This window comes from bacterium (assembly GCA_027622355.1).
In the GTDB taxonomy this organism is placed as follows: domain Bacteria; phylum UBA8248; class UBA8248; order UBA8248; family UBA8248; genus JAQBZT01.
Map to the genome: position 1 here is coordinate 1 of JAQBZT010000156.1, position 7,265 is coordinate 7,265.

Consider the following 7,265-nt stretch of genomic DNA (forward strand, 5'->3'; position numbering starts at 1 on the left):
CAGCTGAAGCGGGGAGATGCCGCGCTCGGTGCCGTTCTCTTCGCCCTCGGCCAAGCCGCGGGGCGTAAATTCGGTGGCGTTCTCTTCGCCCTCGACCAGGCTGGTAGCTGCCAGCTGAAGCGGGGAGATCATGCGCTCGGTGCCGTTCTCTTCACCCTCGGCCAAGCCGCGGGGCGTAAATTCGGTGGCGTTCTCTTCGCCCTCGACCAGGCTGGACTGCACGTTCGTCAAGCCGTTGAGATTGAGCGCCTGGGCAGCCTGGGGCTGAACCAGAAGGCCTGCGGCGAAAAAGGTGGCGCCCGCTACCAGTGAAGCTTTCCGAATCCAATTTTTCTTCGTCATTTTGTCGCTCCTTTTTTTCTCTTTAAAACCATTTTTGAAACAACCATTTTTGAAGTTATTTTCGGGAAACCCGTATCCCCGTCTTCAAGAAATCGTTCTCAACTTCCAAGATTCCTTCTTTCACATCCTTGGACGTACGAGACCTGAAAAAGGTTCCAGGAAAATCAGACCATTCAGCATTGTCCCCAATAATTTATTTTCTGGCCTGTGAATGGCGCAAAGAGGATACTTTCTATTGAATTGATAAAATGATATTAATATCCTTTAAAATAGTTGGATGATCATGCGGATCATCAATTACTAAGGGGAGCACCTTATAGATTCCATCATTCCCTGAGGGTGGCACGGACGGCTTGTCCTTTCGTGCCCTGCCCGCAAGGCACCGGCAGCAAGCTGTCATTGGTACACGATCAAGGGGGTGCAAACTACTTACCGCTCCCCGTAGTATATTGATCTTGAAAGGGGGTATATCCGTATCAACCCGCGCTGCTGGCTCGCCAGCACGTCCCCGGGTATCCTTCCACTCAATCTATTTTTTGGCTGTGCGATCCGGGGGGGACCGCCCGGCCCGAAATTTGGGGCGCGCTATGCTTCACCCCGATCTGAGAATTCTCGCCTTTGACGATGACCGGACCATGCGCCGGGCCATCGTTCAGCTCGCCAAATCCGCCGGCGTCAAAACCGTCCACGAGGCTTCGAGCGGCCAGGAAGCCCTCGAAATATTCCGCAGCCGCCCTGTGGATTTCATCATCTCTGAGCGGGACGTTCCCGACACCACCGGCCTCGACCTGCTCCGCGCCATTCAGTCCCATATCGGCAACGCCCTGATCCCCTTCCTGCTGACGGCCAAGGACAGTGCCCATGAGGGCCAGATCGAGGCGGAAGACTACGGCGCTGACGGATTCCTCTCCAAGCCCTACTCATCACAAAACATCGAGGAGAAGATGGACCATATCCTCGAGGATCGTGCGGCCACCCTGCCGATGGAAATTCTGCTCTCGCGGGCAAAAGCGCTGCTCGACATCAATCAGCCTGAAAGCGCGCGCGAGGAGTTGCGCCAGCTGGATGAACTCGACCGGCGCCCGCCGCGCATCCGGGTTGGAGAGGGTGAAGTCTTCCAGGAAATTGGGCAGTACGAACGGGCGGAGGAATGCTTCCGCGAGGCACTCTCCCTCAACCGCCACTTTGTCCGGGCCTACGATCGTCTTTCCGTTCTTCTCCTTCGTGAGGGGAAGACCGAAGACGCTCTCAATACCATCCGAATCGCGACCCAGATCAGCCCGCGGAACCGCGACCGGCTCCAGTTTCTCGGCAAAGTTCTTCTCGAGAAAGGAGATATCGAGGGGGCACGCGTGGCCTTTTTCCGCTCCACTTCGGATGAGCTCGACGCCGCATCCCGCCAGGCAAGTGTGGGAGAGCTCTTCATGGCCAGCGACCGGGCCGATTTGGCGGAGACGGAATTCAACGATGCGCTCGCGAAAAATCCCGGGAATGTCGCCATCTACAACCGGCGCGGCATCTCTTACCGCCGCCAGCGCAAATTCACTGAGGCCATCAAGAACTACCGCGAGGCCATCAACATCGCTCCCGATGATCCGGTGCTCTACTACAACCTCGCCCTCGTCCTCATCGAGCAGGACCAGCGGGTCAATGCGGTTGCCGCCCTGCGCAGATCCCTGGCGATCGATCCGGAATTCGACAAGGCGAAAGAAGCCATCGCGCAAATCCAGACAGGCGAGGGCCCCCTGGGAGCGCCGAAACAGACCCGGGGACAAAAGCCCGAACCGGAGCCAAAGGCCGAATCCATCCGGCGCGCGCGCCGCTTCAAGGTCCCAGTGGCCATCCTCGCCCCGACCCTTTCGGACGCCCCGGTCATGGTCGAGGACGTGAGCCAGAGCGGCATTCTCGTCCTCGCGGCGCGGAAACCGGCCCTGAACAGCACCCATCCGATATCCCTGCAGCTGGGCACAGGCCTCTTCGGGCCCTTCACTGTCCTGGTGAAGCGCATCGAGGAGAGCCACATGCAACCGCCCACCTACATGCTGGGCCTCTCCCTGCACATGGAAAAGGGGGAGAAGGATCGCTTTCACGCGCTTCTCTGGAAGGCCATCGGCCAAAAGAAAGAAAGCGCGGGCACATAAACCGCACCTGCGCACTTTCCCTCTTCCGCTCTTCCTGAAATAATGGGCACATGTCCGACTGGAAATTCAAGGAATTCGCACGCGATTCGATCAACGCCGATCGCTTCCGCCGGTGGGAGGAAATGATCGCCAAAACCCACCACGAGTCGAAGTGTATTCCCAACCCCGTGGCCACGCTGGCCCCGATGAAAAAAACCCTCGCCGAGAGCCGGATCGCGATTTTGACAACCGGCGGCGTCCACCTGAGAAACCAAACACCCTTCGATGTCCACTCCAAGGAAGGCGACTGGGGCTTCCGTGAAATCCCTGCAGACGCCAGGGAGAAAGACCTCATCATCACTCACAGCCATTACGACCACACCGAAGCAGACAAGGACATCAACTGCATCTTTCCCCTCGACCGCCTCCGGGAAATGGCTGCCGAGGGCGACATCGGCGGCCTCGCACCGCTCCACATCGGGATGATGGGCTTCGTCCCGAATCCGGTTCCCCTCATCGAGCGGACCGGACCCGCCATCGCCCGCCGTCTCCAGGAAGCGGGCACAGACGCCGTCCTCCTCACGCCCGGCTGACCGATGTGCCATCAGACCGTGGGTCAGATGCAAGGCGCCATCGAAAAAGCGGGCATCCCGTGCGTCTCCATCACCCTGCGCCCCGAGGTCACGAGCCACATGCGCATCTCCCGGGCCGTGTACCTGCGCTTTCCCCTTGGGCGCCCGGTGGGTGAGCCCGGCGCCGCCGAAGCGCAGAAAGAGGTCCTTCGGGCTGTCCTCTCCATACTGGAGCGCGCCAGCGCGCCCGACACCATTCTCGAAGCCCCCTTCCGTTGGCGGCGGGTAAGGTCCCGGAAAAAAACATAGGAGAGCGCGGATGTCCTATCCTATCCACGATGAAAACAAGCAGCGGCTGGAGGCGCTTCAGGATCGCTTCGATGATCTGCTCGATGCGGCCGATGCGCTCCGGGAGTGGTTGTCGGAAAAAATCGAAGCGGAAAAAACCGCGGAACCCCCCCGCCAGCCCCTGATCGGCCGGCTCACCCGCCAGCTTCACGAACTCTCGGATTTCTCCGCTTGCCTGGAAGGCCCGGCGGCGGAAGCCCTTTTACGCATGCACGACCGCCTGATCCTCATCCAACTCATCGAAAAGGACGAGTATGTGTAGCCGTCCGTAACCTTACGAGCTGTTCGCGCGCGCAAAACAACTGGCATCCCCGCGCAAATTGCCTATCTTTACAAAGTGGACCACTGTATCTCTTTTGCCGGTCCTATGAATACGAGGAGATCACCATGAAGACCCGGCTTGGACTTGCCATCATCGCCACGATGGGCATGACGTTTTTCCTTTCCGCCCCACTTGTCGGCGCCCAGCCGCCCGTCCGCCCCCTGAAAGCGAAAATCCAAAACGGGGCGATGCTCTTTGACACGAAAGGCTGTTCCTCCTGCCACACTGTGAAGGGCCGCGGCGGGGATGCGGGGCCGGACCTCACCCGCATGGTGAAATGGGCCTCCCCCCTCCTCGGGGCGGCTGCCATGTGGAACCATGTTCCCCTCATGAGCAAAATGCAAATAAAACACAAATACGCCTGGCCCGATTTCGAGAATGAAGATATCGGCGATATCTTCACCTACCTTAACTCGCTCAACTGCTGCGGGGGCGATGTGTTCGCCTTCCGCGGAGAGGCCGCCTCGGGCCGCGCCACCTTCGTGGGCGCCGGCTGCGTGAAGTGCCACGGAGAGCCCTTCGCCGGCGGGCTGATCGGGCCTGACCTCGGCGACAAGGCCGCCGCCATCCAGACCGAGGGCGCCTTCGCCACGCGGATGCTCCGCCACGCGCCGAAGATGCTGCCCGTCGCCAAGCGGGAGCGCATCCCCTGGCCGGAGCTCACCGGCAGCGAGATGGCGCACATCTTCGCCTACCTGAAACACCTGAAAAAAGAGTGACCGCGGCGGCAGCGCGCTGCATCCCCCCATGAGGCGCCCGCCATATACGGCTGGCGCCTTTTTTCCGGCCTTGTCTCGATTTCACGCACATGTGATCATGCGCAAATCCTGACATTGTCTTCTGTTTTCTACATTTTTCAGAGAGGAGTTTCCTGATGTTCAATGCCACTGCGGACATCATTCTGCCCACGACCATCATCGGCTCCCTGCCCCGGCCGCACTGGTACACCGAAAATCTCGGGGCGCGCACCTTCCGCGAAGCCATGACCAACGCGCACTTCCGCGAGCAGTACACCGACGCCGTTTCCTCCTATATCCGGGATCAGGAGATCGTCGGCCTCGACATCTGCACCGACGGCGACGCCCGCTTCGACACCGACGTGGGCGGCCATACCTGGTTCAGCTACGCCCCGCGCCACATGGAGGGTTTTTCGGGCTTCCACCCCTTCCGCCTTCCCAAAGAGGGAAAGGCCCCCTTTCCGCGCGGGCGGATTCTCCACGACATCCTGGAAGCCCGCCTCATGCCCGAGCTGGCGGGGCCGGTCGGCCGGGGCGATCTGCAGTACGCCGCCCTCTGGAAAACGGCGCAGCGCCTCACGAAAAAACCCGTCAAGTTCGGTACCATCACCCCCGAACTCATCGCCATGAGCGTCACCGACCGCCACTACAAAAACATCAAGGAGCGCATCCAGGCCATCAGCGATGCGCTGAACGAGGAGCTCACCGAGGTCGCCAAGGCCGGCTGCCGCGTCATCCAGATGGAAGAGCCCCAGGTCCACCTGCTCGCCGCCAAGGGCCTGGTCGGAGGAGAACTCAACCCCGCCTACATGGTCGAGGTGTTCAACAACACCGTGCGGGGACTGCGGGACCTCACCGAGGTCTGGTGCCACACCTGCTGGGGCAACCCCGCCCAGCAACGCCTCTTCGATGTGCCGCAGAGCTATGCCCCCGCGCTCGAGGAGCTCAACAAGATCGACGCCGACGTGCTCACCTTCGAGTGCTGCAGCTCGGGGGGGATGGACCTCGAAGCCATCGGCAAGGCAATCACCGGGAAAAAGATCGCCATCGGCGTCATCACCCACCACTCCCTCCAGGTCGAACCCCCGGAGGATGTGGCGGACCTCGTCCGCCGCGCCCTCCAGCACATCCCGGCCGAGCGGCTGATCCTCTGCTCGGACTGCGGCATGGGGCGCGAGGGCATGAGCAGACGCCACGCCCTCTACAAGATGGCTTCCATCGTCCAGGGGACCAACATCGTCCGGCGCGAGCTGGGGCTGCCCGAGGCCGAGTGCCTCATCGCCGACCCCGGCTTCTCCCTCGTCGAGCACGAGAGCTAGCCGGGAAGCCTCACGCAGGAGGCGGCGCAAAAAATCCCGCAATATCCCTCAGTATCCCGCAATCGCTTCCGGGCAGTGGGTCCGTTTGCTTGGGTTCCCTGCGCTCCTTCGGAATGACACCGCTGATCCATTTGTGCACGCCCTCTCTCTTAAATTCCGCGCCCCATCGCGCAGCCGCCCCGCCGTCCCCTCTTCCGAAGCCGGGCCCCACTCTCGCACATGCGGGGGAAAAGGCACGCGCAGGAGATGCGGGGAGGTTCGAGGATTGAGGTGCTTTGCCCCTTCCCCCTTTGGGGGAAGGTTGGGATGGGGGAGCGGCCGGAAGAGCGCGCCCGGATCGCGCAGCTAGCGCAGCCCCGCCTCCCGCAGGAGGCGCCGGCCCGATTCGGTCAGCGCCTCTTTTTTCGCCTGAAGGTGGGAGATCAAGTCTTCCGCGCACGAATCCATAAAATACACCAACTCCCCCCTACCGCTCCGCCAGGAACGGGTTGGGCTTGGGCAGGCGGACCTTGCGGAGGCGGAAGCGCTCGATGGTGCGCCCCTCGATGTGGTGGATCGCCTCGAACACCGAATCGGTGACGAGAATGAGATCGCGATCGCCGGGGGAGATGGTGCCCTCTTCCTCCATCTCGTCGAGCATATGGAGCATGGGCAACCAGTACTGCGAACCCATCAGGACGATGGGGAAGTCGGCGATCTTCCCGCACTGGATCAGGGTGAAGGCCTCGAAGAGCTCGTCCACCGTCCCGATGCCGCCGGGGAGCGCCACGAAGGCGTAGGAGTACTTGAAGAGCATCACCTTGCGGACGAAGAAGTGCCGGAACGTCACCCACCTGTCGAGGTAGAGGTTGGGCTTCTGCTCGAAGGGAAGCTCGATGTTGCAGCCGACCGAAACGCCTCCCGCCTCTCTCGCCCCGCGGTTGGCGGCTTCCATGATGCCGGGCCCGCCGCCGGTCATGACGGTGAAGCCCAGCCGGGCCAGGCTGGCGCCCAAGTCCCGGGCGAAGGTGTAGTAGGGATCGCCCTCCTCGATGCGGGCCGAGCCGAAGACGGTGACGCAGGGCCCGACGAAGTGAAGCGCCCGGAAGCCTTTCAGAAACTCGAAAAAGACGCGGACGATGAACCAAAGCTCCGCAAGGCGAGAGCGCGGCCCGATGAGGTAGTTCTGCACGCCGTTGCTGTAGCGGATAGGTGATTTCATCACATCATGCCCCGCAAACTGGAAAGTGGAAGGGATACCGGTGCAGGCCCTCGCCGCCCGATGGCCGGACGATCATGGCGGCGCCGAGCGGGAGGCCGTCCGGGGTGGTGGGGTTCGGCTGCGTTGCGGCGAAAGTCGTTCATCCTGCGCCTCCTGACAGAGTACCGGCCGGGGCGGGCCCGTTTGTCCCATGGGCCCGCGGTGTCATTCCGAGGGAGCACAGGGAACCCAAGCGAACGAGTTCGCTTGGGGGCCGCAGCGAGAGAGGAATCTGCTGTGGAAAAGCGGATTCCTCGCGCCGGGC

8 protein-coding genes are annotated in these 7,265 nt (G+C 61.7%); 6 read left to right on the forward strand and 2 right to left on the reverse strand.

From position 1 onward, the window contains the following. Positions 1–342 (reverse strand): hypothetical protein (locus tag O2807_09790; protein ID MDA1000787.1); only part of this gene is annotated, 342 nt, incomplete at its 3' end. 587 nt (positions 343–929) lie between these two features. On the opposite strand from O2807_09790, the gene O2807_09795 reads away from it, so the two are divergent. The 6 genes from O2807_09795 (at position 930) to O2807_09820 (ending at position 5,760) form a co-directional block, all read left to right on the forward strand. Further along, positions 930–2,483, forward strand: a complete 1,554-nt coding sequence (locus O2807_09795) for a tetratricopeptide repeat protein (GenBank protein MDA1000788.1) — start codon at positions 930–932, stop codon at positions 2,481–2,483. A 50-nt stretch (positions 2,484–2,533) separates the two neighbouring features. Continuing rightward, the gene (locus tag O2807_09800; GenBank protein ID MDA1000789.1) at positions 2,534–3,055 is read left to right on the forward strand and encodes a glycine/sarcosine/betaine reductase selenoprotein B family protein; all 522 of its coding nucleotides are present in this window, start codon (positions 2,534–2,536) and stop codon (positions 3,053–3,055) included. Positions 3,056–3,058: 3 nt separating this feature from the next. Further along, the gene (locus O2807_09805; protein MDA1000790.1) at positions 3,059–3,343 is read left to right on the forward strand and encodes a hypothetical protein; all 285 of its coding nucleotides are present in this window, start codon (positions 3,059–3,061) and stop codon (positions 3,341–3,343) included. Positions 3,344–3,353: 10 nt separating this feature from the next. Then, positions 3,354–3,644, forward strand: a complete 291-nt coding sequence (locus O2807_09810; protein MDA1000791.1) for a hypothetical protein — start codon at positions 3,354–3,356, stop codon at positions 3,642–3,644. Positions 3,645–3,769: 125 nt separating this feature from the next. Then, the gene (locus O2807_09815; GenBank protein ID MDA1000792.1) at positions 3,770–4,423 is read left to right on the forward strand and encodes a c-type cytochrome; all 654 of its coding nucleotides are present in this window, start codon (positions 3,770–3,772) and stop codon (positions 4,421–4,423) included. A 155-nt stretch (positions 4,424–4,578) separates the two neighbouring features. Continuing rightward, positions 4,579–5,760 carry a cobalamin-independent methionine synthase II family protein gene (locus O2807_09820; GenBank protein MDA1000793.1) on the forward strand — a complete coding sequence of 394 codons (1,182 nt, stop codon included), beginning with the start codon at positions 4,579–4,581 and terminating at the stop codon, positions 5,758–5,760. 466 nt (positions 5,761–6,226) lie between these two features. Here O2807_09820 and O2807_09825 read toward each other — a convergent pair whose 3' ends face one another. Continuing rightward, positions 6,227–6,961, reverse strand: a complete 735-nt coding sequence (locus O2807_09825; GenBank protein MDA1000794.1) for a TIGR00730 family Rossman fold protein — start codon at positions 6,959–6,961, stop codon at positions 6,227–6,229. Between the last annotated feature and the right edge of the window lie 304 nt (positions 6,962–7,265).